The organism is Streptomyces sp. SS1-1, assembly GCF_008973465.1.
Lineage (GTDB): Bacteria > Actinomycetota > Actinomycetes > Streptomycetales > Streptomycetaceae > Streptomyces.
The window spans coordinates 4863247-4885072 of record NZ_WBXN01000004.1; the positions used below are offsets into that span (position 1 = coordinate 4863247).

Annotated in this window: 26 protein-coding genes and 1 pseudogene; 21 read left to right on the plus strand and 6 right to left on the minus strand. The window is 68.0% G+C overall.

Going from position 1 to position 21826, the window contains the following annotated elements:
- Positions 1 to 20: 20 nt before the first annotated feature.
- Positions 21 to 839, plus strand: coding sequence for an SAM-dependent methyltransferase (locus tag F8R89_RS23845; RefSeq protein ID WP_151785856.1), 819 nt, complete (start codon positions 21 to 23; stop codon positions 837 to 839).
- A gap of 70 nt (positions 840 to 909) precedes the next feature.
- Here F8R89_RS23845 and F8R89_RS23850 read toward each other — a convergent pair whose 3' ends face one another.
- Both F8R89_RS23850 and F8R89_RS23855 read right to left on the minus strand, forming a co-directional pair.
- Positions 910 to 1821, minus strand: a complete 912-nt coding sequence (locus tag F8R89_RS23850) for a helix-turn-helix domain-containing protein (RefSeq protein WP_151785857.1) — start codon at positions 1819 to 1821, stop codon at positions 910 to 912.
- A 262-nt stretch (positions 1822 to 2083) separates the two neighbouring features.
- Complete coding sequence (locus F8R89_RS23855) at positions 2084 to 2314, minus strand: DUF397 domain-containing protein (RefSeq protein WP_055624080.1); 231 nt, start codon at positions 2312 to 2314, stop codon at positions 2084 to 2086.
- Positions 2315 to 2688: 374 nt separating this feature from the next.
- Between F8R89_RS23855 and F8R89_RS23860 the strand changes: the two genes are divergently transcribed.
- The 4 genes and pseudogenes from F8R89_RS23860 to F8R89_RS36270 form a co-directional block, all read left to right on the plus strand.
- The gene (locus tag F8R89_RS23860) at positions 2689 to 3087 is read left to right on the plus strand and encodes an ATP-binding protein (protein ID WP_151785859.1); all 399 of its coding nucleotides are present in this window, start codon (positions 2689 to 2691) and stop codon (positions 3085 to 3087) included.
- 252 nt (positions 3088 to 3339) lie between these two features.
- Positions 3340 to 3570 carry a hypothetical protein gene (locus F8R89_RS36845; protein WP_225994472.1) on the plus strand — a complete coding sequence of 77 codons (231 nt, stop codon included), beginning with the start codon at positions 3340 to 3342 and terminating at the stop codon, positions 3568 to 3570.
- Positions 3571 to 3581: 11 nt separating this feature from the next.
- Positions 3582 to 3638 (plus strand): hypothetical protein, encoded by a 57-nt coding sequence (locus F8R89_RS36850; RefSeq protein ID WP_225994651.1) that lies wholly within the window; start codon positions 3582 to 3584, stop codon positions 3636 to 3638.
- 251 nt (positions 3639 to 3889) lie between these two features.
- A pseudogene (locus F8R89_RS36270) lies at positions 3890 to 4068 on the plus strand (site-specific integrase); the annotation flags it as partial.
- Positions 4069 to 4157: 89 nt separating this feature from the next.
- On the opposite strand, the gene F8R89_RS23870 reads toward F8R89_RS36270, so the two are convergent.
- The 3 genes from F8R89_RS23870 to F8R89_RS23880 form a co-directional block, all read right to left on the minus strand.
- Positions 4158 to 5003: a hypothetical protein gene (locus F8R89_RS23870; RefSeq protein WP_225994473.1), complete on the minus strand. Its 846-nt coding sequence runs from the start codon at positions 5001 to 5003 to the stop codon at positions 4158 to 4160.
- A gap of 616 nt (positions 5004 to 5619) precedes the next feature.
- Positions 5620 to 6501: an SMODS domain-containing nucleotidyltransferase gene (locus tag F8R89_RS23875; RefSeq protein ID WP_151785860.1), complete on the minus strand. Its 882-nt coding sequence runs from the start codon at positions 6499 to 6501 to the stop codon at positions 5620 to 5622.
- 2 nt (positions 6502 to 6503) lie between these two features.
- Complete coding sequence (locus tag F8R89_RS23880; RefSeq protein WP_225994474.1) at positions 6504 to 7025, minus strand: SLATT domain-containing protein; 522 nt, start codon at positions 7023 to 7025, stop codon at positions 6504 to 6506.
- 543 nt (positions 7026 to 7568) lie between these two features.
- Here F8R89_RS23880 and F8R89_RS23885 point away from each other — a divergent pair.
- From F8R89_RS23885 to F8R89_RS23895, 3 genes are all read left to right on the plus strand, one after another.
- Positions 7569 to 8759 (plus strand): hypothetical protein, encoded by a 1191-nt coding sequence (locus F8R89_RS23885; RefSeq protein ID WP_151785862.1) that lies wholly within the window; start codon positions 7569 to 7571, stop codon positions 8757 to 8759.
- Between the two features lie 395 nt (positions 8760 to 9154).
- Positions 9155 to 10390, plus strand: a complete 1236-nt coding sequence (locus tag F8R89_RS23890) for a helix-turn-helix domain-containing protein (protein WP_151785863.1) — start codon at positions 9155 to 9157, stop codon at positions 10388 to 10390.
- A 26-nt stretch (positions 10391 to 10416) separates the two neighbouring features.
- A complete protein-coding gene (locus F8R89_RS23895; protein ID WP_225994652.1) occupies positions 10417 to 10950 on the plus strand; it encodes a flavoprotein in 534 nt (177 codons plus the stop codon).
- A gap of 216 nt (positions 10951 to 11166) precedes the next feature.
- Here the strand turns inward: F8R89_RS23895 and F8R89_RS23900 are convergent, their stop codons facing one another.
- Positions 11167 to 11562 (minus strand): GntR family transcriptional regulator, encoded by a 396-nt coding sequence (locus F8R89_RS23900; RefSeq protein WP_030784520.1) that lies wholly within the window; start codon positions 11560 to 11562, stop codon positions 11167 to 11169.
- 164 nt (positions 11563 to 11726) lie between these two features.
- On the opposite strand from F8R89_RS23900, the gene F8R89_RS23905 reads away from it, so the two are divergent.
- The 13 genes from F8R89_RS23905 to F8R89_RS23965 all read left to right on the plus strand — a co-directional run bounded on the left by F8R89_RS23905 (position 11727) and on the right by F8R89_RS23965 (position 21782).
- On the plus strand, positions 11727 to 12026 hold the full coding sequence (locus tag F8R89_RS23905) for a hypothetical protein (protein ID WP_151785865.1): 300 nt from the start codon (positions 11727 to 11729) through the stop codon (positions 12024 to 12026).
- Positions 12023 to 13015 carry a DUF2637 domain-containing protein gene (locus F8R89_RS23910; RefSeq protein ID WP_225994475.1) on the plus strand — a complete coding sequence of 331 codons (993 nt, stop codon included), beginning with the start codon at positions 12023 to 12025 and terminating at the stop codon, positions 13013 to 13015. The genes F8R89_RS23905 and F8R89_RS23910 overlap by 4 nt, the downstream gene beginning before the upstream one ends.
- Positions 13012 to 13662 (plus strand): GGDEF domain-containing protein, encoded by a 651-nt coding sequence (locus F8R89_RS23915; protein WP_151785866.1) that lies wholly within the window; start codon positions 13012 to 13014, stop codon positions 13660 to 13662. The genes F8R89_RS23910 and F8R89_RS23915 overlap by 4 nt, the downstream gene beginning before the upstream one ends.
- Positions 13662 to 14045 carry an RRQRL motif-containing zinc-binding protein gene (locus F8R89_RS23920; RefSeq protein ID WP_151785867.1) on the plus strand — a complete coding sequence of 128 codons (384 nt, stop codon included), beginning with the start codon at positions 13662 to 13664 and terminating at the stop codon, positions 14043 to 14045. The genes F8R89_RS23915 and F8R89_RS23920 overlap by 1 nt, the downstream gene beginning before the upstream one ends.
- A gap of 81 nt (positions 14046 to 14126) precedes the next feature.
- Positions 14127 to 16382, plus strand: a complete 2256-nt coding sequence (locus tag F8R89_RS23925; protein WP_192806211.1) for a cell division protein FtsK — start codon at positions 14127 to 14129, stop codon at positions 16380 to 16382.
- Positions 16383 to 16521: 139 nt separating this feature from the next.
- A complete protein-coding gene (locus F8R89_RS23930; RefSeq protein WP_151785868.1) occupies positions 16522 to 16773 on the plus strand; it encodes a hypothetical protein in 252 nt (83 codons plus the stop codon).
- Positions 16774 to 16808: 35 nt separating this feature from the next.
- The gene (locus F8R89_RS23935; protein WP_151785869.1) at positions 16809 to 16997 is read left to right on the plus strand and encodes a hypothetical protein; all 189 of its coding nucleotides are present in this window, start codon (positions 16809 to 16811) and stop codon (positions 16995 to 16997) included.
- A gap of 11 nt (positions 16998 to 17008) precedes the next feature.
- Complete coding sequence (locus tag F8R89_RS23940) at positions 17009 to 17368, plus strand: hypothetical protein (protein ID WP_225994476.1); 360 nt, start codon at positions 17009 to 17011, stop codon at positions 17366 to 17368.
- 109 nt (positions 17369 to 17477) lie between these two features.
- On the plus strand, positions 17478 to 17987 hold the full coding sequence (locus F8R89_RS23945; protein WP_151785870.1) for a hypothetical protein: 510 nt from the start codon (positions 17478 to 17480) through the stop codon (positions 17985 to 17987).
- 90 nt (positions 17988 to 18077) lie between these two features.
- Positions 18078 to 18977 carry a bifunctional DNA primase/polymerase gene (locus tag F8R89_RS23950; RefSeq protein ID WP_151785871.1) on the plus strand — a complete coding sequence of 300 codons (900 nt, stop codon included), beginning with the start codon at positions 18078 to 18080 and terminating at the stop codon, positions 18975 to 18977.
- On the plus strand, positions 18974 to 20131 hold the full coding sequence (locus F8R89_RS23955; protein ID WP_151785872.1) for an AAA family ATPase: 1158 nt from the start codon (positions 18974 to 18976) through the stop codon (positions 20129 to 20131). The genes F8R89_RS23950 and F8R89_RS23955 overlap by 4 nt, the downstream gene beginning before the upstream one ends.
- The gene (locus F8R89_RS23960) at positions 20128 to 20322 is read left to right on the plus strand and encodes a helix-turn-helix transcriptional regulator (protein WP_111004752.1); all 195 of its coding nucleotides are present in this window, start codon (positions 20128 to 20130) and stop codon (positions 20320 to 20322) included. Before F8R89_RS23955 ends, F8R89_RS23960 begins: the two co-directional genes overlap by 4 nt.
- Positions 20319 to 21782, plus strand: a complete 1464-nt coding sequence (locus F8R89_RS23965) for a tyrosine-type recombinase/integrase (protein WP_192806212.1) — start codon at positions 20319 to 20321, stop codon at positions 21780 to 21782. The genes F8R89_RS23960 and F8R89_RS23965 overlap by 4 nt, the downstream gene beginning before the upstream one ends.
- The last annotated feature ends 44 nt before the right edge of the window (positions 21783 to 21826 follow it).

Here is a 21826-nt window from a genome sequence, read left to right on the forward strand (position 1 = left end):
CCCTGCCACTGGGGGAAACGATGGAGCCTGGAAAGCTGTCCACATCGATCGACGCCGCGGTGCCGACAGCGGCGCGCATGTACGACCACTATCTCGGCGGCAAGGACAACTACGCCTCCGACCGAGCGGCCTGCGAGGAACTGGACAAGGTCGTCCCCAGTACCCGGGCCCTCGCCGTGAACAACCGGCGTTTCCTCCAGCGGGCCGTCCGCACCCTCGCCGGTGAGTACGGCATCCGCCAGTTCCTGGACCACGGCTCCGGTCTGCCCACCCAGAACAACGTCCACCAGGTCGCGCAGGAGGTGGACCCCGAGTCGCGCGTCATCTACGTCGACAACGACCCGATGGTCCTCGTCCACGGCCGCGCCCTGCTCGACCAGAACGACCGCACCGCCGTCATCCACGCCGACATGCGCGACACCGACGGCATCTTCGACCATCCCGACACCAAGCGCCTGATCGACTTCTCGCAGCCGGTCGCCGTGCTGTTCAACTCGGTGTTCCACTGCATCCCGGACAGCGACACCGACGGCCCGCTCGCCGTGGCCCGCCGCGTCCGCGAGCGGCTCGCGCCCGGCAGCTTCATGCTGATGTGCCAGCTGGTCAGCGAGGACCCCGAGGTCCGTAAGTTCGTCACCGACTTCATGGACCAGGCGACCCAGGGCCACTGGGGTCAGGTGCGCCAGGAGAAGGACGTCGAGGCGTACTTCGAGGGCCTGGAGATCCTGGAGCCCGGCCTGGTCGAGGTCTCCACATGGCGTCCCGACAACGAGGTGGCGCCCCGTCAGCAGACGCAGGAGTGGATCGAGTTCGGCGGCATCGGCCGCCTGCCGCTGTAACGCGGCCGCCCGCACCGCACCGCCGTCCGGGGCTCTCGCAAGGGAGCCCCGGACGCGTGTCACGGGCGCGTCAGGCGTACCGCTTCATCGTCTCGCGCAGCCGCTCCAGCGACTGCCGCGGATCGAGGGCCTCGTCGCCCAGGCGGTCCAGCGCGAGCCGGTACTCCTCCGTCTCGTCCTGGTCCTCCAGGAACGCGGCGCTCTTGATGTGCTCCAGGTACACGATGTCCGGCAGGTCCACGCCGCCGAACCGGAGATAGGTGATCGGGATGGCGGGCGCGGACGCGTTCGTCACGTCCAGCGGCACGATCTGCACGGTCACATGGGGCCGCTGCGCCATCTCGACGAGGTACTCCAGCTGCTCGTGCATCACCGCGGGGCTGCCGAGGACCCGCAGCAGCACCGACTCGTCCACGATCGCCCACAGCCGGGGCGCGTCGGACCGGTGCAGCAGCTCACGGCGGCGCATGCGCAGCTCCACCCGCCGCTGCACCTCGCGCGCGGAGGCCGTGGGCAATCCGCGCTCCACGACGGCCCGCGTGTAGTCCTCGGTCTGCAGCAGACCGGGCACGTACTGGAGCTCGAAGGTACGGATGGCGGTGGCGGCCTCCTGGAGCCCCACCAGCCGGTCGAACCACTCCGGCATCAGCCGCTTGTCGTAGCGCTGCCACCATCCGGGCTCGTTGGCGCGCTTGAGCAGCTGCAGCAGCACGGAGGCCTCGTACGCCTCGGTGCGGTACAGCTCCAGCAGCGCGCGGACGTCCGCCTCGGTGGGCGGCTTGCGGCCCTTGCCCGACTCGATGCGCGACAGCTTCGCCGGGCTGAATCCGGCGGCCCGCGCCGCCTGGTCCTGGGAGAGCCCGGCGTCCTCGCGGATACCCGCCAGCTGCACGCCGACCAGCATCTTCAGCAGGGTGGGCGCGGGCTCGGTCCGACTGAGATACGGCTCGAGGCGGGAAATGCGAGGTGACTCGGAGGACATCCTGACTCCCCGTAGACGGGCATACGACAGACTGCATTATCGCATCTCGACGCCTTCCGCCGCCCGGCCCCGTCGGAAGTGGCGGCCTCAACTTCCGTTTCGCGCACGGAACTCGGGGCGCCGACACGCCCCGGGCGGGGGCGCCGCCGCCTCCCCCGAAGAGCCGCGGCGCCCCCTCTGACCGGCCCCCCTCACGGAGGGGAGCCGGTGTCCGTGACCGGCCGGTGCCGGCCGGTGCCTCCGAAGCGGTGACCGTCGGTCGTCACGCCAGGTGGTCGAACTCACCGTCCTTGGCGCCCGCCAGGAACGCGGAGATCTCACCCGGGGTGTACACGAGCGCGGGGCCGTCGGGGTCGCGGGAGTTGCGCAGTGCGACACGCCCGTCGGCCAGAGCCGCCACTTCGACGCAGTTGCCCTCGGCATTGCTGTGCCGGCTCTTGATCCAACGGACGCCCAACGAGCTGGCCCGTACGCCGTTCGGTGCTGTTGGCACTGCACTCTCCTTGCTCACGTTCCGCCACGCGCACGCCCCTCCGCCTCGCCGGGCCCCGGGCATGCCACGTGCTCTGCGATGACATTCCACGCGCAATTTCCCGTGAAATTGCACGAGGAGGCCTTCGTCGTGGATAATAGCCGTGCCGTCAACTGCGGTGCAGACGCCCCGTCATGACCGTGTATCAGGGAGACGCTGTGTCCTTACCTGCGTACGAAGGCCTCCGACCGCCCGGCAGTGCCGCGTCCCCCACGAGACCGGCGCGCCCCCTCGGCAACGCCGTACGAAGCCTCGGTTCCGGCACCCAGGCGCCCCGCATCGCGCCCCTGCCGCCCGCAGGGCCGGCCTCCCCGTACGCGGAGACCCCCCGCCCCGTGGCCCTGCGCCTCACCGGCGCCGAACAGGGCTGCGCCCAGGCCCGCGACCTCGTCCGCCGCACCCTGGACGACTGGTCCCTCGGCCACTGCACCGCCGACGCGCTCACGGTCGTCACCGAACTCCTGGCCAACGCCGTCCTGCACGCCGCCCGTCCCACCGGGGGCGACGGCGACATCTGGCTCCGCCTCAGCCTGCGCCGCCCGGCACACCTCGTCTGCGCGGTCATCGACCCGAGCGACAGCCCGCCGGTCTACCCCCACACCAGCGACCCCTTCGACGAACACGGCCGCGGCCTGCGCATCATCGACGCCCTGACCGAACACTGGGGCTGGACCCGGCGCCCCCCGGCGGGCAAGACGGTCTGGGCGATGCTCCGCACGGACGCCCCGACCTGAAGCCCTCGCTGCCCACGGTGCGTCTGGTTGTAGACGGCACGTACCACGCCGTCCCGCACGTCAGGAGCACCCCATGTCCAGCACCCCGCTGATGCCCCTCACGAGCCACATCGAGGGCAAGAACGCCCTCGTGGCACGAGCGCCAAGAAGCTCACGGCCGGCTTCCTGACCGGCGGCGCCTCACTCCTGGCCACCGGCGTACGCAGCTCCGACGCCGGCACCGAGACGATCCCGGTCCGCAACATCTCCAGCGTGGTGACCAAGCGCGACGGCTTCATGTTCACCAAGGTCGTGGTCGTGGCATCGGGCAACAACATCGACTTCCGCGTCCCACACGACGCGGCACCCCGCATCAAGTCCCTGCTCACGGACCTGATCCTGGGCAAGATCCCCCCTCCGAGCAACCGTCGGCCCCCGCCCCGGCTTCCGCACCACAGCCGACGACCACCCCCGTCGAACAGCTCCGCCAACTGGCCGAACTGAGGGACGCGGGCATCCTCTCGGACGAGGAGTTCACGACGAAGAAGGCGGAGATCCTGGCCCGCATGTGACGGACGCGCCCGGGCCGGCGACGGAGAGGGACGAGTGCAGGTGTCCTCCCCGAAACCCTAGAGTCGCGAACGTCGAAACCCGTTGAGGAACGAGCATTTCGCCGGACGGTAGGACAGGTGAGACACCCGCGAATCTCGCTGTCCCATCTGTCTGTTCTGTCTGTGCAAGTCAGTGTTCCAACCGGACAGCCAGACACATGAGACGTGACAGCCTGATGGCGTCCTGCCGGGCGCCGCTCCGAGCGGTAAGAGATGACCTTCGACGCTCGGCGCAACCGACGTGGCTCAACGCCGGTGTCGACCCGGCCGAGGGGCCGAGCGCGCAGGCAACAGCGTGAAGGTCCTGCTGACCCGCTACGCGAAGTGCCTCGACGGACGGCAGAACGTCGCCAACCGGCGCATCGAGGACCTGTTGCGCGAGTACGAATGACGTCACCTGCCTCGGCACTGGAGTCCCTGGAGTCTTTCCAGGGGCTCCAGTGTCATCTGAGACCGTCCGTGGGAACGGGCGCGGTCTCGTCAGTCCCATCGGGTGGTGATGGCTTCCTCGACACTGAAGACCACGTCGCACTCGGCGCACTGTGCGTTGCCGAAGACGTAGGTCAACTTGTGCGCGATGCCGGGGTGGCCGTCCGCGAGCGCGCGCGAGTGGAGGGTTCGGGCCAGCCCGAACAGGGCTTCGGGGGACCGGGGCTGCAGCGGTACCCTTCTCGCCGCGGACTGCTCCATGTACATGCTGTCCATGGTGGAGAAGAAGCCGTCCTCTCCGAGGACGATGAAGTTCTCTGAGGCGCATGCAGGACAGGGGACCTCGTACTCCCCATGGTGCACTCCGTCGAGCTCCTCGCCCCAGACCTCGACACCCTGAAGACTCAGAAGCGTGGCCAGCAAGTCGATGTAAGTCCCCGGGGCGTCAGCGAGTGTGGGGTCCTGAAGGGCTTCCTCGGTCAGTCGGATCAGCTCGGATATCTGCGAGGCGTAGGTCACCCGGGGATCTCTTCCGTCGTAGGGCCGGTCCGAGCTGGCCATGATCGAGCCGGCCAGATACAGCGGCGCCTGACGATACGGGGGCGGCCATTGCCGCGCCATCCTGGTCAGAGAGGGCAGGGCCGCGTAGCTCGCCGAGTAGACAGTGCCCTGATGGCACAGCCGGGACCACAGTTCGTCCCAGTCGGGGCCCAGCGGGTCCGCACTCGCTCCATCGAGCAGGCGGGGGATGTCTTCTGCGGTGCCATAGGCGTGGTGAAGCCGAGACCAGTCAGTCATGCCGCTGATCCAAGCAGTCGACTGCCATGTGCCGGCGGGGTGGCCGGGGAACGGGGCCGGCAGGCGCACCGCTGCGACGAGCATCATCTGGCCGTCCATCGAAAAGCAACAGTTACCTGCGGCGATGCCCCAAGACCCCGTCTACGCCTCGTCCACAGACCCCGACAGACGCCCGCTCCGCGCGGCACACCCCTGCACCTACGCGAAGACCCCGGCCTCAGCGTTTCCGCTGGTGACGGGGTCTTTGGGCACCTCATACAGGGTGCCCCCGGCAGGATTCGAACCTGCGCACACGGCTCCGGAGTGATTGCGCCGATCTCGCCTCAACCGCGCTGACCTGCGGCGGAATCTGCCAGGGGTCCCCGGATGCTGCGGAATGTGTCGGAGGTGTGTCGGACGCTGCCTAGCGTTTCGAGCCCCTCGCGAGGTCCCGGATGAGAGTAGTCAACTGTGTGCGCTCGCTACGTAGTGGGCCAAAGTAGTACAGGAGTGGCCTTCGGCTCCTGCGCCTGATTGTCAGGTCGGCTTTGCGGACAGTCTGTGACACCCCGGGGGCTTGAGTTACTCAGGAGCCCACCCCCGGAGTGTTACAGCCGATTGATCTCAGTTGACCACCCGAAGTCATCTCGGAGGTCTGTGTTGCCGCGCACGCTAGCTGTCAGTCGGGCGTCGGACGGTCTACTTAGATGAAGACATAGGGAGTAAGCAGACTCGATCAGCCGTAGGTCGGGAAGTCATTGCCGAGGATGATCCGCCAAAGGCGCATGGCCTCACGGTGGTCGCCTCGGTTTTCAGCTTCCAAAGCGAGGTCCGCCCTGTCCCGAGCGCTCATAAGACTGTCGTTCACAGCAGTTCTGCCAGCTTGGTTCAGGTAGGTAGAAAGGTCTCCACTAAATCCAGCTGGGTCGTCGACGGACAAGTTGTAAAGATTGTAGTCGAAAAACAGTCGGAGTGCGGTCCGAGAGTTGTTACCCATGGTTGCGTACGTCCGGGCGACCATCATTTCAAGGTGGAAAGAGGTGAGGCGTGAGCTGTGCGCTTTGTTCCATTTTTTTGCAAACCTGATGATCCGCTTGAGGTCGCCGTCCAAGGCGCCATTGCACTTATCCAGATACGTTTCGTGCGTGATGGGGTTGGTGGTCAGCCATTTGCCACTACCATCAGGAATTGCGTAGTTTCCGCTGTCGTACTTCTCGACCGGCGCCACGTCAACACTCAGACCGTCGGCGTAGAAGAATCGGACGGCCTGACCGCGAGAGCCGATTTTACGAACCGGAGAATTCTCGTTAAGAACCCTACGAATCCGATATAGGAAATCGGAGGAGTTGTATCGGTACTTACGGTCCCACAGCTCTTGGTCGACGCTCAGATGAACCATCAGGTCGATGTCATCAACGGGGTTGCAAGCGGTTTTGCGTCCGAGTGAGCCAATGATCCTGTGTGACTGGTAGCTGATGTCGTTGCTGGAGGGGAAGGCTGCCTTGATGACGTTCACGACAGCATTCCGGCGTTCGTACACTTTGGCCCACGTAGCGGTCGAGGGCTTCACCTTGTCGTCGTTGAACTCGTTGAATGCGCCCACGATGGTTGTCGCCATGCCTATTCTTCCCTGTCTGCTCCGTAGCTCTGGCCGCCACCGTTGATGTTCCGGCCGGACAGCTTGTAGGCCAGGCGACCCGGAGGATCCGCAGTCTTATTCAGTTCATCTCGGGTGTTGGTGAGGTTGCGTAGGGTGTCCCGTGCGTCCTCACGACTCATGTCGATTAGGTCAATCGCGAGGAACTGTCGTGCGGCCGTCTGTAGTTGGAGGTAGGCGTTCGCCGATGCCTGGGCCTGCGTCATACGGCGCGAGGCATTCACAGTGGTCAGCGTCGCGCTGAAGGCGGCCGCGGCGAGGGCGAGGACGCCGGGCCAGATACCAACGTCACCAGCGAGCGCAGTTCCCCCAGAGACGGCGGCCATACCTGCTGCTGGTACGCCGAGCATCAAGTTGATGAGGCGCCACAACTTCGCCTGCTCGAACTGTCCTTGGGCACTCCACATTGCACTCTCGTGGATGCGGGCGGCCTCCTGCGCGAGGGCACGGTGGGACTCAGGCAAGCCGGTGGGTATCAGTGGCACGAACACCTCATTTGACCAACACCGTGCGAGGTGGATGGAGACGGAGAAGAGGAGCGACGCACCAGTGTAGATCCCCAGGTTCATGAACTGCCAGCAGCGCGGATCTGCTGTGATACCTCCCCACCTCTCAGTCGGCCCAGGGCTACCGCTGCCGGTACGTCACGGGCTGGACGGCCTGGAAGAAGAGGTGGGGCCCCATTGATCGGACGAGGGAGTCGCGTTCTCTGAGCGATTGTGCTCTTAAGGCCTGACACCGGCTCCGACCTGCGGGGGGAGGTTGGCCCTTCTGGGCAGTGGCCCTGGTTGTGTCGGAGGTGTGCAGCGCCACCGTTCGCTGACCGCCGGCGTGGTGTCGTTGACTGGTGGCGATCGGGCCAGCAATAGGCGTGTGCCGAGGCTCCCTGACCTGCTTTCAGAGGAGCGAGAGGGGAAGCTTGCATGATCGCTCAGTCCGGAGCTCCTGGTGGATCGTTGCGAGCATTCCGCCTGGCTACGCCTCGCCGAGGTGCTAATATAAACACCTAAGTCGTAATAGGGGGGATTTTGGCCGCTCATTCGCATTTTAGTGTCGGAGATACCTGGTTCCAGTCGTTCCGAGAAGGTTACAATCCTGACGCTGCATCTATCTTTCGCGAAAGTGACGCTATTTGCGATGAAAATGGGGATCTGGATGGTTTCGTGATCTCCTCGCACAAGATGCGCGACCGGTTGGAGCTTCTGGGTATCGACATTGCGTCAACTGCCAATGCCTTCAATCACGGATATGCGGAGACCTCTGAAGACTATCGGCCGGAATCGTTCGACTTCACTGCCTGGCTGGAGGATGCAAAGGCCTCGGTGAGTGATTCCGGTGATTTTGACTTTGGTGTTGACGCGGACTGGATTGACTATGCCGTTGACATTCGCTACGTCATCCGGGCCGTTATTGAGATATACGATGATGACGTGCCCGTGATTTGGAATCTCGCAGATGTTATTGGACGTGGTTTCGTTTCCCCCGATCCTCGACTCTGCGAGATCGAACTGGAGAGAAATCAGGGGGCGACTGTTGCTGTCTTCCCCGTGATTGTGCTGACGGAGGGTTCGACTGACGCCGCTTTCCTGAGCGGTGCACTCAGTGTGATATACCCGCACCTCATTGATTTCTTGAAGTTCATGGATTTCGGAATTGGCGCCGAGGGGGGAGCTGGTGCTCTCATTCGGACGTTGAAGTCATTCGCGGCTTCTGGGGTTGCAAACAGGGTAATCGCCATCTTTGATAACGATACTGCTGCGTCGGATGCCTTGTCTGCGCTGAGCTCCCCACTTCCTCCCGGTTTTAGGGTGCTCCGCTATCCTGATATTGATATCGCGCGAAAGTATCCAACGATTGGTCCGACCGGTCAAGAGGTACTTGATGTCAATGGTAGGGCGGGTGCGCTGGAGTTGTACTTTGGTGAGGACGTATTGAAAGACCCCTCCGGTGCGCTTACGCCTGTGCAGTGGACCGGGTACTCCAAGAAGCAGAATGCCTATCAAGGAGAGCTTCTTGAAAAGGTCCGGCTCCAGAAGGCGTTTAGGCGTAAGTTGGACACCGCGATGTCTCGGGGTAATGTCTTGCCCGACGAAGACTGGTCTGGGATGGTCGCAATCTTGGATTGCATCCGTCGGGCCTTTCAGTCATCCCCAGCGAGACCCTCCCAATCTTCGGCGAAGCTCGTGTCTGAGCGTCATAGTGAACGGCGCGCCAAGTGACGAGATCACGCCGAGTGGTAGTTCGACCGATGCCATTCCATGCGAGTCGTGTGGGAGCATACGGAAATCGCCTTCGGCGATTGCAACTGAGAGAGGTCGGCTTCGCCGACGGGCTGTAACACCCCGGATGTTGCAGCCTCTGTGCCCGGACAGCCCGGACAGCTGCACATAGGGCTGTCCGGGCTGTTTGTGCAGGTGAGAGCCCTAACCGGACAGCCGGACAGTGCGGACACCTCCCAACGCGGTTCCATCGGACCCGGACAATCCGTCCGGGTCCGCTCCTGCTCAGTGCCGCACGCTGGTCATTGGCGGTAAAGGCTGAGATCACTTACCCCTTCCCCGCCGCGTCGGTACCGTGAAAGACGCCCCTACTCGGCAGCGGGAGGCAACACCACATGCGTGGTCTTGGAGATCACCTCAGCATCGGCGAGCGCATCGCGTTCTACCGGAAGCGCCGCGGCTACACGCAAGAGGTGCTGGCCGGTCTGGTCGGTCGTAGTACTGACTGGCTCGCAAAGATCGAGACGGGACGTCGGAAGCCGCCCCGTATCGACATGCTCGCGGAACTGTCGCGCACCCTGCGCGTGCCTCTCGGGGATCTGCTCGGTCAGACCGTGCTCATGGAAGACGAGCGGCAACAGGACGATGTCCCCGCCGTACGTGATGCCCTCATGAGCCCGCGTCGGCTCTCGCGTCTGCTCTTCGGTCCCGAGGCTGAGACCCAGCTTCCGACACCTGCCCCTGTGGCCATGCGTGTCGAGCAGGCATGGAACGACTATCAGGGAGGACGGCTCGGCAGCGTGATCGCAGCCTTGCCGGCGCTTCTTCAGACCGCACAGGAACTGGAGGATCGAGCGGCGCGCCGCGGCGATGACCACGGCGACTGCTGGGCAGTGTCAGCCCGTACGCACCACCTTGCGGCTACGACTCTTGCGAAGATCGGCGAGTCGGACATCTCATGGCTTGCTGCCGAGCGCGCGATGCGAGCCGCTGATGAGTCGGACGACCCGCTCGTGTTGGCGTCGGCTGCGCGATCCGGCACGCATGCCTTGCTCGCCAACGGGCGCTATGACGATGCGCTGGAGCTGGGCAACACGGCAGCTACGTGGCTGTCGGCTCAGGTGACCGACAGCAACCCGGCGGCGCTCAGCCTTCTGGGCATGATCCACCTGCGTGCCGCCGTCGCGGCGGCACGGCATCAGGACCGGCCCGCCGCAACGGCGCTACTGGACCGCGCCGAAGAACTCGCGGATGACCTCGGGTCGGATGGGAACTACTGGCAGACCGGATTTGGGCCGACGAACGTACTGCTCCATCGCCTGTCTATTGAGCTGGACCTCGACAACGTCTCGTACGTGGTGGCACACGGCCGGATCAACGTCGACCACATGCCGCAGGAGCGCAGCGTCTCGCACCGTATCGACTTCGCCCGTGCCCTGTCCCTCGCTGGGCAGGGGGATGAAGCGTTCGCGGAGCTACGTACGGCTGAGCGGACATCGCCGCAGCTCGTACGCAACAATCCGAGGGTGCGCGAGACGCTGCGGGACCTGATCAAGCAGTCTCCCGTGACCGGCGGTTCGCGTTCGTCCGAGGTGTTCGTGATGGCTCAGCGGTGCAGGGCGGTGCAGTGAGTTCAGGCAAGCGCGGGGTGCTCGGTGTGGTCGGGTCGGCAGCCGGAGGCGTTGAGGCTCTGCGCACCGGTCTTGTCGAGCCCGCGATGGACCGAGGATGGCAGGTGGCCGTCACTCTCACGCCGACCGCAGGTAAGTGGCTGCGGATGATCGGCGAGGTTGAGCGGCTGGAGAAGCTCACCGGCCTGCCTGTGCGTGACGAACCGCGTCTCCCCGGAGGAGACCGACCGCATCCGCCGGTTGACTGCTACGTGGTCGTCCCCGCGTCGGCCAACACGGTCGCCAAGCTCGCGACCGGCCTTATGGACAACCAGGCGCTGACACAGGTTGGCGAGGCCATCGGCACCCTCGGTCTGCCGGTTGTCCTCTTCCCCCGGGTGAACGCGGCGCACGCTCGCCACCCTGCGTGGCAGGGCCACGTCGACGCCCTTCGGGCCGGGGGAGTGCACGTCGTCTACGGCCCGGATGTCTGGCCGCTGTACGAACCGAGGGAAGCGCCGGCGGGACGCGAACTCCCGTGGGCCGCAGTGCTCGACGCCGTGGAGGAAGCCACTCGGTGACGAGGCGTCAACCTGCATGACTTGCAAGGAAGGAGGACCCGGACAGTCTGTCCGGGTCCTCTTCCGTTTCCGGTCGCATGCTCATTGGCATGTCAGGGATCAACGAGCGGAGCGGCGAGTTGGGAGGCCTGACTCCCACGGAACTTGGCTTGATTGAAGCGAGTCTGAGCGAGGCGCGCGCCACGGTCGAACGACTGCTGCGGCGAGCGGACGAACTTACGGCGAGGGTGGAGTCTCGTCGCCGACAAGCTGTTCAAGGCGGTCCAGTCGCTCACCGAGCAGACGAAGAGCGTCATGAATCGAGCTGAGTTCTGCCGCCAGTGCGGTGAACGCGGGACTGCTGCCCGGCTCGGTACCGAGCGGCACCGACGGGTCTCGGACGAACGTCCCGCGACCCTGCTGGGTGAGAACCAGTCCCTCGTCACGGAGCTGGCCGTAGGCGCTCTGCACGGTCATGAGCTGCACGCCAAGGTCTTTGGCGAGCTTGCGAGCCGCAGGGAGCCGGTCTCCCGGATCGTACTCGCGGTTCGGGCCCGTGATCTTCTCGCGAAAATCCGCGGCGATCTCCTTGGCCGTGGGCGTCTGCTTGGGCGCTTCTGGACTCTGCTCCATGGGTTTGAGAGTAGCTGGACCTAGGTCAATCTCTACGCCTCCGTCCGACTCTCTTGACAGTCAGATTGACATAGGTCAATCTGAATTCTCCGCGGCGCTGGGACTCCCCAGCAAGGTCGCCCGGCGCCGCGGTTCTCCCTGCTACTTCGACTCAGGAGAGCACCATGCGCACGTACGTCGGCCATCAACAGGCCGTGTCCGCTGAGGACTTCGTGGAGTTGGCCCTTGGCACCCCGATTGAGCTCTGGCTCGGGGCCGAGGGCGAGACGGACGAGGAGCGTGCGGCCCGTCTGGACGCGGCGCGCGACATCCTCGCCGACCCCGAGTACAGCAACCTGCCGGACGACGTGGCCCGCATCGCCGCCGAGGTGATCGAGGCGCACGCCCCGGAGCTGTTCAACGTCGTCCCACTGGCGAGCCCGGCGAGGCGCCGCCGGTCCTCCCGGAAGGGAGCGGCGGCATGACGACCGCAACCGAGACGGCACGGCCGGCGGTGCCGCCGCTGACGAAGCCGGAGATGGGCCTTGCAGGAATGGGCGCGCTGGCCGCGGCCGGTGTCGGCGCCCTGGGGCTGATCGCCTCGTTCGACGCGGTCTCTTCTGCTGCCGCCCGTTGGGGCTTCGGCGCGCCGTGGATGCTGCCGGTCGGCATCGACGTGGCCATTCCGGTGTTCACCGTGGCCAACCTGCTGCTGATCCGGATGGACATGGCGTTGGCGTGGGTGCGGTTCGTGCCCTGGGCGCTGACGCTCGTCACGTGCGGGCTGAACGTCGCCGCCGGGCAAACGCTGTGGGCCAAGGTCGCGCACGGCACGATGCCCCTGCTGTGGGTGGTGTTCTCCGAGATCGGCGCCCACGTCTACGCCGTCCGGATCGGCGCTGCCACCGGCCGGCGGATGGAGAAGGTGCGGTTCTCCCGCTGGATGCTCGCCCCGCTGTCGACGTTCGCCCTGTGGCGGCGGATGACGCTGTGGGAGATCACCTCCTACTCCGAGGCGCTGAAGCGGGAGCGTGAGCGGCAGCTGGCCCGCGCCCGGCTGCGCGAGCGGCACGGTCGGCGGTGGCGGTCAAAGACCCCGCGCCCGGAGCGCGTGCTGCTGAAGCTGGGCGAGCTGGCCCCGGCGAGCGAGGACGTCACGCCCGTGCCGCCGCAGCAGACGGAGAAGCCGAAGTCGGAGGCGCCCAAAACGCCGCGCAAGCGCCCGGCTGGCACCAAGGGCAAGGCCAAGACCGCGAAGGCGCCGCGGACCCCGGCGGAACTGCTCGCCGAGGCGCGCGAGGCCACGGCCGACTGGGCCGATGACGCGATCAACGCGGAAGCCATCCGGACCACGCTGCACTGCTCGGCTGCCAACTCCCGCGTGCTGCGCGACCTGTTGCTGAGCGAGCGAGCCGAGGGGCGCCGCCTGCACGCCGTCGACGGCGACGAGGGGACCGAGGAGGCGGCGGCATGAACACCGTGTTGACCATGCTGGCCGCGGCGGCGCCGGTCGCCTCCGGCTGGACGGCGCACACGCTGTGGCTACGGCGGCGCCTGAACGTAGCCCGCCGTGACCCGCTGACCGGGCTGCGGACGCGCGAGGCGTTCACCCGTCGCGCCACGGCTCTGCTGCGGGACCCGCGGGCCGTCGTGGTGCTGGCCGACGTCGACCGCTTCAAGCAGATCAACGACACCTTCGGGCATGCGGCCGGGGACGCGCTGTTGAAGGCAACCGCGGACCGGCTCGCCTACCACGTCGGCCGCTCCGGAGTGGCCGGGCGGCTCGGAGGCGATGAGTTCGCCGCCGTCCTGATTGACGACCACGGCACCGCCTCCGACCTGCTCGCCGTGCTGCATGGCGTGCTCGCCCGCCCGGTCGACGGCCAGGACCCGGACGTACACACCACGGTCTCGCTCGGTTGGGTGCGCGCTGCGGACTTCCCCGGCGACGACCTGTCCGCTCTGCTGCGGCGGGCGGATGAGGCGATGTACGCGGCCAAGCAGGCACGCGTCGGTACCCGCCGCGCCGGGTTGGGGCGACTGTTCGCCACGGTCACCGGGCGGCGCGCCGGCCGCGCCGGAGCCCGGACCGATGCTCTGGTCGTAGCGGTGGCGGCCTGATGTCCGCTTACAGCAAGTGCTTCGACCCGTCTGGTGACCGGTTCGGGGTCCCCACGTACCCGTGGCGATTTGCCCCGGACGGCTACGCCACTCGCCGGCAGCTGCGTGCGGCCGGGCTGCGGCCGGGCGGGCAGCCGGTCGCAGCACAGGTGATGCGCCGTCACCGGGGCCGCAAGGCCGGGGTGCAGGTCGCCTACCTCTACCGCGTCGACCGCGCGAAGCCGGTCCGGCCGATGACCTCCCGCAAGTGGGGTGCGCTCGCCCTGGCGATGCTCGCCCGCCGCACCTGCCCCAAGTGCCGGATCACCTACAGCTACTGCATCCCGACCTCGCTCGGGATGTGCCTCCTCTGCACCTACCCCGAGGAACAGCGCGCTGCCTGACCCGCTCAGTGCGGGGCCCGGTCCCAAACCGACCAAAGCAGCGGCCGGGCCCCGCATCCTCCCAGAGAGAAGGAACCCTCAGTGAAACACCCCGACGACGACAACGAACTCTTCAACCGGCTGGAAGCCGAGATGGCCGCTGACCCGGCGGGCGACGTGGTCGACCTGGACAAGGCCCGGTCGGCCCGCACCGAGTCGGCCGACCACACGTCCGACGCGTCGCCCGACTCCGGGCCCGACCGGTCGGCCGACGCGAAGCCGACCGAGTCGGCCGACCCGAGCGAGGGGGAGTCGGGCGACTCCGGCCCGGCCCTGGTCGATCGTCCGGCTCCGACTCAGTCGGGCCCCGGTCTGATCGATCGCATCCGCGACTCCAAGCGGCTGGACGTCCTCCCGGCGTGGGTGAAGTCGGGCCCGGAGTTCGTCGACGCGATGCGGTGGCTGACCGGGCACGTCTGGCACACCATCGCCTTCCACGCGGTCCGCGTGCCGTTCCTGTACGTGCCCAAGCTCATCTGGCGCTCGCCGCGCGGCCTGGCCAACACCCTGACCCGGGTGGGCCGCTGGGCCGTCGACGCGGAGGGTGAGCCGCTGCGGCAGGCCGAGGCGCGCCGGGAGAACTCCGAGCTGTACCTGAAGCTCTCGCGGCAGCGCGACCGGCGGGTGCGGCTGCGGATGCTCCTCACCATCCTCGGTGCCCTGGCCGCCCTGGCCATGGGCCTGTTCCTGGTCTACGGCGCCGAGCCGCGCACGCAGGTCATCGCCGCCACGCTCACCGTGCTGACGCTGGGCTGGCTGGGCGCGCCGGCGGATGCGCCGCTGGCTACCCGCGCGGTCATCAAGACCGAGGTGCAGAAGCTGACCAGCGACATCGTGGTCAAGGCCATGGCGTCCATTGGCATCGGCCAGATCGCCAGTGCCGTGGCCAAGGGCCAGGACGGCATCAAGTTCGTAGCCCCGATCACCCGCGAGGGCCCGGGCTGGCGCGCGGACATCGACCTGCCGCTCGGGGTGACCGTCGCCGACGTGGCCGACCGGCGCGCCCGACTCGCCTCCGGCCTGCGCCGCCCGCTCGGCTGCGTGTGGCCGGACGCCGACCCCAACGAGCACGAGGGGCGGCTCATCCTGTGGGTCGGGGACCGGGACCTGTCCAAGACCGGACTCGTCAAGTGGCCGCTCGCCAACGCTCGCAAGCACGACATCTTCAAGCGGATCCCGTTCGGCATCGACCCGCGCGGCCGGGCTCAGTCGGTGCCGATGATCCAGCACAACATCCTGATCGGCTCGCTGCCCGGCCAGGGCAAGACCGCCTCCGTGCGCGTGCTGGCCTGCGGCGCCGCCATGGACCCGTCCGTCGAACTGTGGCTGCACGAGAACAAGGGAACCGGCGACCTGGACTCCCTCGAATGCGTCAGCCACCGGTTCGTCTCCGGCATCGACGACGACTCGATCAAGTACGCGGCCGACTCCCTGAAGCTGTTGCGCGAGGAGGTCATGCGCCGTGCGGCTGCGATCAAGAAGCTGCCGCGGGACCTGTGCCCGGACAAGCGCATCACTCGTGCCATCGCCGACAAGCGCTCGCTCAAGCTGTGGCCGCTCGTGGGCGTGTTCGACGAGTGCCAGAACCTGTTCGCGCACCCCAAGTACGGCAAACAGGCAGGTGACGACGCCGAGTTCATCATCAAGCTCGGTCGCGCCCTGGGCGTGATCCTCGTCCTGGCCACGCAGCGCCCGGACAAGGACTCGCTCCCGACCGGTATCAGCGGCAACGTGTCCATTCGCTTTGCCCTCAAGGTCGCCGGGCAGGTCGAGAACGACATGATCCTCGGTACGTCCGCGTACAAGAACGGCGTACGCGCCACCTCGTTCCGCCCGGAGATCGACGCCGGTAACGGCTACCTCGCCGGCGCCACGGCGCTGCCGGTCGTGGTGCGCACCGCCTACCTGGACGACCACGCTACCCACGCCATCGCGCAGCGCGCCTACGCCCTGCGCAAGGCCGAGGGAACCCTGTCCGGCCACGCGCTCGGAGAAGACCCCGAGGCCGTGACCGGCCCCTCGTACGACCTGCTCGCCGACGTCGCCGCGGTCGTGCCGCCGTCGGAAGAGCGGGTGTGGAACGAGCGGATCGCCGCCCGGCTCGCCGAGCTGCGGCCGGAGGTCTACGGCGGCTGGAAGGGCGAGAACGTCACCAGCGCGCTCAAGCCGCACGGCATCAAGACCCGCGACGTGGCCGGGACCACCGACGACGGCACCCGCACCACCCGCCGCGGCATCGTCCGCGCCGACCTCACGAAGGCGATTGCGGAGCGTGACGAAAAGCGGGGCGCCGCCTAGCCCTGGACGGTGCTACCGGTAGCACGTCGCCCTGCTACCGGTAGCACCCCCGCTAGCACCTCGAACAGTTCCTGATCTGCAATCTAGCGCATAGCACCCCACCTGCGAAAACCCCGAAAACCGCCTGGAAGGGCCTCTCGTGACTCCCATCGCCCTTGCTATCGCCTGCCTGTTCGTCATCACGCTCGGTTACGTCGGAGTGTGTGCGGCCAGCCCGTTCGGCACCTGCCGCAAGTGCAACGGCTTCGGCTTCGCCATGGAAACCGACCGCAAGGGACGGCCCAAGCGCGGCAAGAGCTGCCGCCGCTGCAGGGCCACAGGCAAGCGCATACGCGCCGGCCGCTGGCTCTTCAACCGAGCCCAGCGGATCTACCGCGAAGGCACCCACTGACCACCCGCCCACCCCGCCAAAGGGAGGTTCCGCCCGTGGCCGTCACCGTCTCGCTCGTGGCCCTGTTCGGACTCGTCCTGTTCTTCCTGCTGCGCTCCAAGTCCCTCGGCTATGGCGCCGCGTTCACCGCCGCCGGGTTCGGTTTCTTCCTCGCCTCCACCGGCGCCGCCGGGCCCATCAACCAGCTCGCCGTCGCCGTCATCGACGCCATCCAGCACGTGTGAGGAGTACCGCTGTGAACGAACCGCCCCTGCCCGCCCTCGCGCACGACGTGTCCACCGAGCCGTACGCGCCTGCCCCGGCCGCGGTCGAACTGGCCGCCGAGCGCGGGCCGGTGGTGTGGGTGCCCGACGCCTACGGGCGCATGGTCCCCATGCCCAAGCACCTCGCCCCGCCCCCGATGGCCCGCCCCGAGCCGCGCGACCTCACCCCGCTGCCCCTGCTGGACCCCCTCGCCCAGCGCTTCATAGGCGCCGGCATCGGCGGCGGCGCCCTGGCGGCCGGCGTCGGCTACGGCATCGGCGAGGCCGTCCACGCGCTCGCCGGACTCGGCTCCGGCGCCCTGCTCTGGATCGCGCTCGCCGGGCTCGCCTGACGCGCCCCCGCCCGCGCCGTCGCCGGCGCCCGCGGCAGCACCGTCACCATCCGCAAGGCCGTCATCAAGCGCAGCCACTTCCACGGCTGACCACCCCGAGAGGAGAGACGTGTTCGAGATCCGCATCATCTGCGACCCGGTCGACACCGGCCGGATCGCCGCCGCACTCAGCGGCGCGTTCGCCGCCGGCGCCGTCCGCACCTACCCCACCCGCGGCGGCGAGCGCACCCGCCTGTACGTCACCGCCGACCACCGCCCCGAGCCCGGACCGTGGCCCACGCCGGACGAGGCGTACGCGCTCGCCCCGAGCATCATCCGCGAGATCGGATGGACCGCCCAGACGGCCGCCGACAAGCCGTTCGGCGAGCACCTGGGGCGGGAGTTCTGGCTGCGCAAAGCCGCGCTGCTGGACCGCATCGCGCTGCGTGCCGAGGAGGACGGCACGCCGGGTGACGCCGGCGAGGTGGCCACGGAAGCCGCCCGCCGGCTCATCGAGCACGACCGGGACGGCGAGGGCGACTACCACGGCGCCCCGTACTGGCCGGAGCACCCGGCCACCGCCGCCGACCCGCGCGGCTACGTCCGCCAGGAATACGCCCACTGGACCAAGAACCAGTAGCAACGCCGCGGCGGCGGGACTCCCCAGCAAGGTCGCCCGCCGCCGCGGTTCTCCCTGCCCATCCGCAGACAGAACAGGAGAACCCTCAGCATGCCGCACCTGGACGGCTCTGCCCAGCTCACCGCCGCGCTTGACGCAGCGTCGCGCGACTGGCGCGTCTTCCCTCTGATCCCTGGTGACAAGCGCCCGGCCGTCTCCGACTGGGAGACCCGCGCCACCACCGACCCGGACCGCATCACCCGCGCGTGGTCCGTCGCCGCCTTCAACGTCGGCATCGCCACCGGCCCGTCCGGCCTGGTCGTCATCGACCTGGACAAGCCCAAGCACCCCGGCGACACCCCGCCGGCCGCTTGGGCCGAGCATGGCGTCACCGACGGCGCCGACGTGCTCACCGTGCTCTGCGAACGCCACGGCCAGCCCTTCCCCGCCGACACCTACACGGTGCGCACGTGGAGCGGCGGCACCCACCTGTACTTCCTCGCGCCCGAGGGCGAGCCCCTGCGCAACACCGCCGGGGACAGCGCCCGTGGGCTGGGCTGGAAAGTCGACACCCGCGCGTGGGGCGGACTCGTGGTCGGCGCGGGCAGCACCTTCGCCGGACACCCGTACGAGGTCACCCACCACGGCCCCGTAGCGCCCCTGCCGGGCTGGCTCGCCGAACTCCTGCGCCCGGCCCCGTTGCCCCCACAGACACCCGTCACGGTCGCCCTCACCGGCCACGGACGGCGCACCGCCTTCCTCCGCTCCGCGATCAACGGGGAGGTGCAGCGGGTCACCGGCTCCGGCCCGCACGAGCACAACAACAGCCTCTACATCGCCGCGGTCGCCCTTGGACAGCTCGTTGCCGGAGGCGAGTTGAGCGAAGTCGACGTCACCGGCTGGCTCCTTACGGCCGCGCTCCAAGTCGGCCAGGGCGAGCGTGAGGCACGGCGGACCATCGCCTCCGGCCTGCGTGCCGGAGCACGTCGTCCCCGGACGGTCGCCGCATGAGCGCCAACCCCATCCCGCCCCTGCACCTGTACTCCGTGCCCAGCGACCCCGAGACGGCCCCTATCGCGCCGCCAAAGCGGGAGCGCCCCCGGACCGCATGGACGGCCGATCAGCTCATGGCCGCACACTTCCCCGAGCCGAAATGGGCCGTGCCCGGCATCCTCGCCGAGGGCGTCAACGTGCTCGCCGGACCGCCCAAGGTCGGCAAGTCCTGGCTCTCCCTCGGACTGGGGCTGTCGGTCGCGGCCGGCGGCAAGGCGTTCGACTCCGTGCCCGTCAAGGGCGGGCCGGTGCTCTACCTCGCCCTGGAAGACACCCCGCGCCGTCTCCAGACCCGCATGGGCAAGCTGCTCGGGGGCCAGCCCGCGCCCGCCGGTCTGACCCTGGTCACCGAATGCCCGCCCTTCCCGCAGGGCGGGACCGAGGCCATCGCCCAGTGGCTGGAGCGCAACCCCGACGCGCGCATGGTCGTCATCGACGTGTTCGCCAAGATGCGCGGACAGGCCCCGGCCGGGGTGTCGGCGTACGACGCGGACTATGTCGCCGTCGGCTACGCCAAGCGGCTCGCCGACCACTACGGCGTGGCCGTCGTCCTCGTGCACCACGTCCGCAAGGCAGGCTCCGAAGACTTCCTGACCGAGGTCTCCGGCACCAACGGCATCGCCGGAGCCGCGGACGCCACGCTCGTGCTGAAGCGGGCGCGTGGGCAGGCGGACGGCATCCTGCACGTCACCGGCCGCGACGTGGACGAAGCCGAGTACGCCCTCAGCTTCCAACCCGCCTCCGGCGCCTGGCACCTGTTGGACGGCCTGGTCTCCGACCACACCGTCAGCGACACCCGCGCCACGATCCTGCGGTACGTCCGCGCCCACCCCGGCGCCAAGCCGAAGGACATGGCGGGCGAGCTGCCGCACGTCGACATCGACACGATCCGCCGCACCTGCAACCGCATGGCCGACGCCGGACAGCTCACCAAGGACGCCGGCGGCCGGTACTACCCGGACACCGAAACCCGGACGCAGGGCGCCCAAGAGGTGTCCGCACTGTCCGGCTGTCCGGTTGTCCCGTCTGACCAGCACGAACACCCCGGACAGTCGGAATTGGAGCTGTCCGACCTGTCCGGTGCGGACGAAGCCGAAGGGATGGCGAAATGAGCGCCCGTACGCGGGACGAGAAGATGACCGTCAAGGAGGTCATCGCTGATCTGAAGGTCGCTCCGTCGACCTTCTACCGGTGGCGCCAGCTCGGGAAGGGGCCCCGCGCGATCAAGCTCCCGAACGGCGACGTGCGGATCCGGCGGTCGGAGTACGAGCGTTGGCTTGCGGAGCGGGAGGACGCTGCGTGAGCACCGAGAACGACACCCCGGCCGGGCGCCCTCGCGGGTCGGCCCGGCCGGGCTACTCCTTCGACGTCAAGCTGTGGAAGGTGACCAAGACCGGGCGCAAGTCCCGCCCGTGGCGCCTCCGGTGGGTGGTCGCAGGGCGAGTGCACGGCGACACGTTCACCACGTTGGCTCTCGCGGAGAGCCGACGGTCCGAGCTGTGGCAGGCCATGAACCGGCGTGGTGAAGCGTTCGAGATCGAATCGGGACTGCCTGAGTCCGAGGTACGCGCGGCGGCTGAAGCTGCCGAGGCAGCAGACGCCGAACCGCCAGTGCGGTGGTTCGAGTTCTGCCGGAAGTACGTGGCCGGGCGGTGGCGTACGGCTGCGGCCAAGACCCGTGAGGGCATGGCGGACGGTCTTGCGGCTGTGACGCTCGCCATGGTCAAGCGTGGAGACGACGCTCCCGGCGACGAGTCCCTTCGGCTGGCCTTCCGGTGGGGGATCGTGCCCGCGAACGCGGGGGAGGACCCGCCGGCCGAACTCAAGGCCGCGTACGATTGGGTCACGACGACCGACCGGCCGTTGGGTGATCTGGCCGACCCCGAGGTGTTCGAGGATGTGCTGTACCGCCTCAGCTACAAGCTGGATGGCGCTCCGGCTGCGGGCGACACCTACAAGCGGCGGCGCCGCGCTCTGAACACCGCTCTCGAACACGCCGTGGTCGTGGGGGAGCTTCCGGAGAACCCGCTTCAGCGTGCTCGCCGGAAGCACGTCGGCTCCAATGAGGTGGTGGACCGCCGCGTCCTCGTGAACGCCGTACAGGCCCGGCAGCTGCTCACCGCAGTCTCCTACGTCGGGTCATGGGATCGCTGCCGCGGGCGGCGCCTGGCGGCTTTCTACGCGGTCCTGTACTACGCGGGCCTGCGGCCCGCTGAGGCGGTCGGGCTGAGGCGGTCTGACTGCCACCTGCCGGAGACGGGTTGGGGCACGCTCACGCTGCGGGAGACACGCCCTGTCTCCGGCAAGCAGTGGACCGACTCAGGCGAGCGGCATGACCGCCGCGGCCTGAAGGCGCGGGAGGCGACCAGCGACCGCCCGGTGCCCATCCCGCCCGTCTTGGTCGCTATCCTCCAGGCCCACCTGAAGGAGTTCGGGACGGCCAGGGAAGGGCGCGTGTTCGGCAACGAACGCGGGGGAGTGGTTGGCTCTTCCACCTACTGGCGGGTGTGGGAGGAGGCGCGGGCGTATGCGTTGCCCCCAGAGCGCGTCAAGTCGCCCTTGGCCGGCCGCCCGTACGACCTGCGGCACGCGTGCATCACGCGGTGGTTGAACGCGGGTGTGCCGATCGCCGAAGTTGCCCGGAGAGTCGGAAACTCCCCGGAGGTGATCCATCGTCGGTATCACGGCTGCATCGACGGACACGAGGAAGCCGCGAACTTGCGAATTGCCAGAGCGCTTGAGGAAGAAGGCGACGTAATTTAGGTGCGACATGGGTGAAGGGGCAGACCATTCTCGGTTTGCCCCTT

What these genes read in the sequence shown, in the direction of transcription:
- F8R89_RS23900 (WP_030784520.1), bottom strand. Translation starts at nt 11,562, where the DNA reads ATGGAGCAGAGTCCAGAAGCGCCCAAGCAGACGCCCACGGCCAAGGAG.
- F8R89_RS23875 (WP_151785860.1), bottom strand. Translation starts at nt 6,501, where the DNA reads ATGGCGACAACCATCGTGGGCGCATTCAACGAGTTCAACGACGACAAG.
- F8R89_RS23905 (WP_151785865.1), top strand. Translation starts at nt 11,727, where the DNA reads ATGCGCACGTACGTCGGCCATCAACAGGCCGTGTCCGCTGAGGACTTC.
- F8R89_RS23870 (WP_225994473.1), bottom strand. Translation starts at nt 5,003, where the DNA reads ATGGACGGCCAGATGATGCTCGTCGCAGCGGTGCGCCTGCCGGCCCCG.
- F8R89_RS23920 (WP_151785867.1), top strand. Translation starts at nt 13,662, where the DNA reads ATGTCCGCTTACAGCAAGTGCTTCGACCCGTCTGGTGACCGGTTCGGG.
- F8R89_RS23890 (WP_151785863.1), top strand. Translation starts at nt 9,155, where the DNA reads ATGCGTGGTCTTGGAGATCACCTCAGCATCGGCGAGCGCATCGCGTTC.
- F8R89_RS23850 (WP_151785857.1), bottom strand. Translation starts at nt 1,821, where the DNA reads ATGTCCTCCGAGTCACCTCGCATTTCCCGCCTCGAGCCGTATCTCAGT.
- F8R89_RS23950 (WP_151785871.1), top strand. Translation starts at nt 18,078, where the DNA reads ATGCCGCACCTGGACGGCTCTGCCCAGCTCACCGCCGCGCTTGACGCA.
- F8R89_RS23910 (WP_225994475.1), top strand. Translation starts at nt 12,023, where the DNA reads ATGACGACCGCAACCGAGACGGCACGGCCGGCGGTGCCGCCGCTGACG.
- F8R89_RS23960 (WP_111004752.1), top strand. Translation starts at nt 20,128, where the DNA reads ATGAGCGCCCGTACGCGGGACGAGAAGATGACCGTCAAGGAGGTCATC.
- F8R89_RS23955 (WP_151785872.1), top strand. Translation starts at nt 18,974, where the DNA reads ATGAGCGCCAACCCCATCCCGCCCCTGCACCTGTACTCCGTGCCCAGC.
- F8R89_RS23845 (WP_151785856.1), top strand. Translation starts at nt 21, where the DNA reads ATGGAGCCTGGAAAGCTGTCCACATCGATCGACGCCGCGGTGCCGACA.
- F8R89_RS23915 (WP_151785866.1), top strand. Translation starts at nt 13,012, where the DNA reads ATGAACACCGTGTTGACCATGCTGGCCGCGGCGGCGCCGGTCGCCTCC.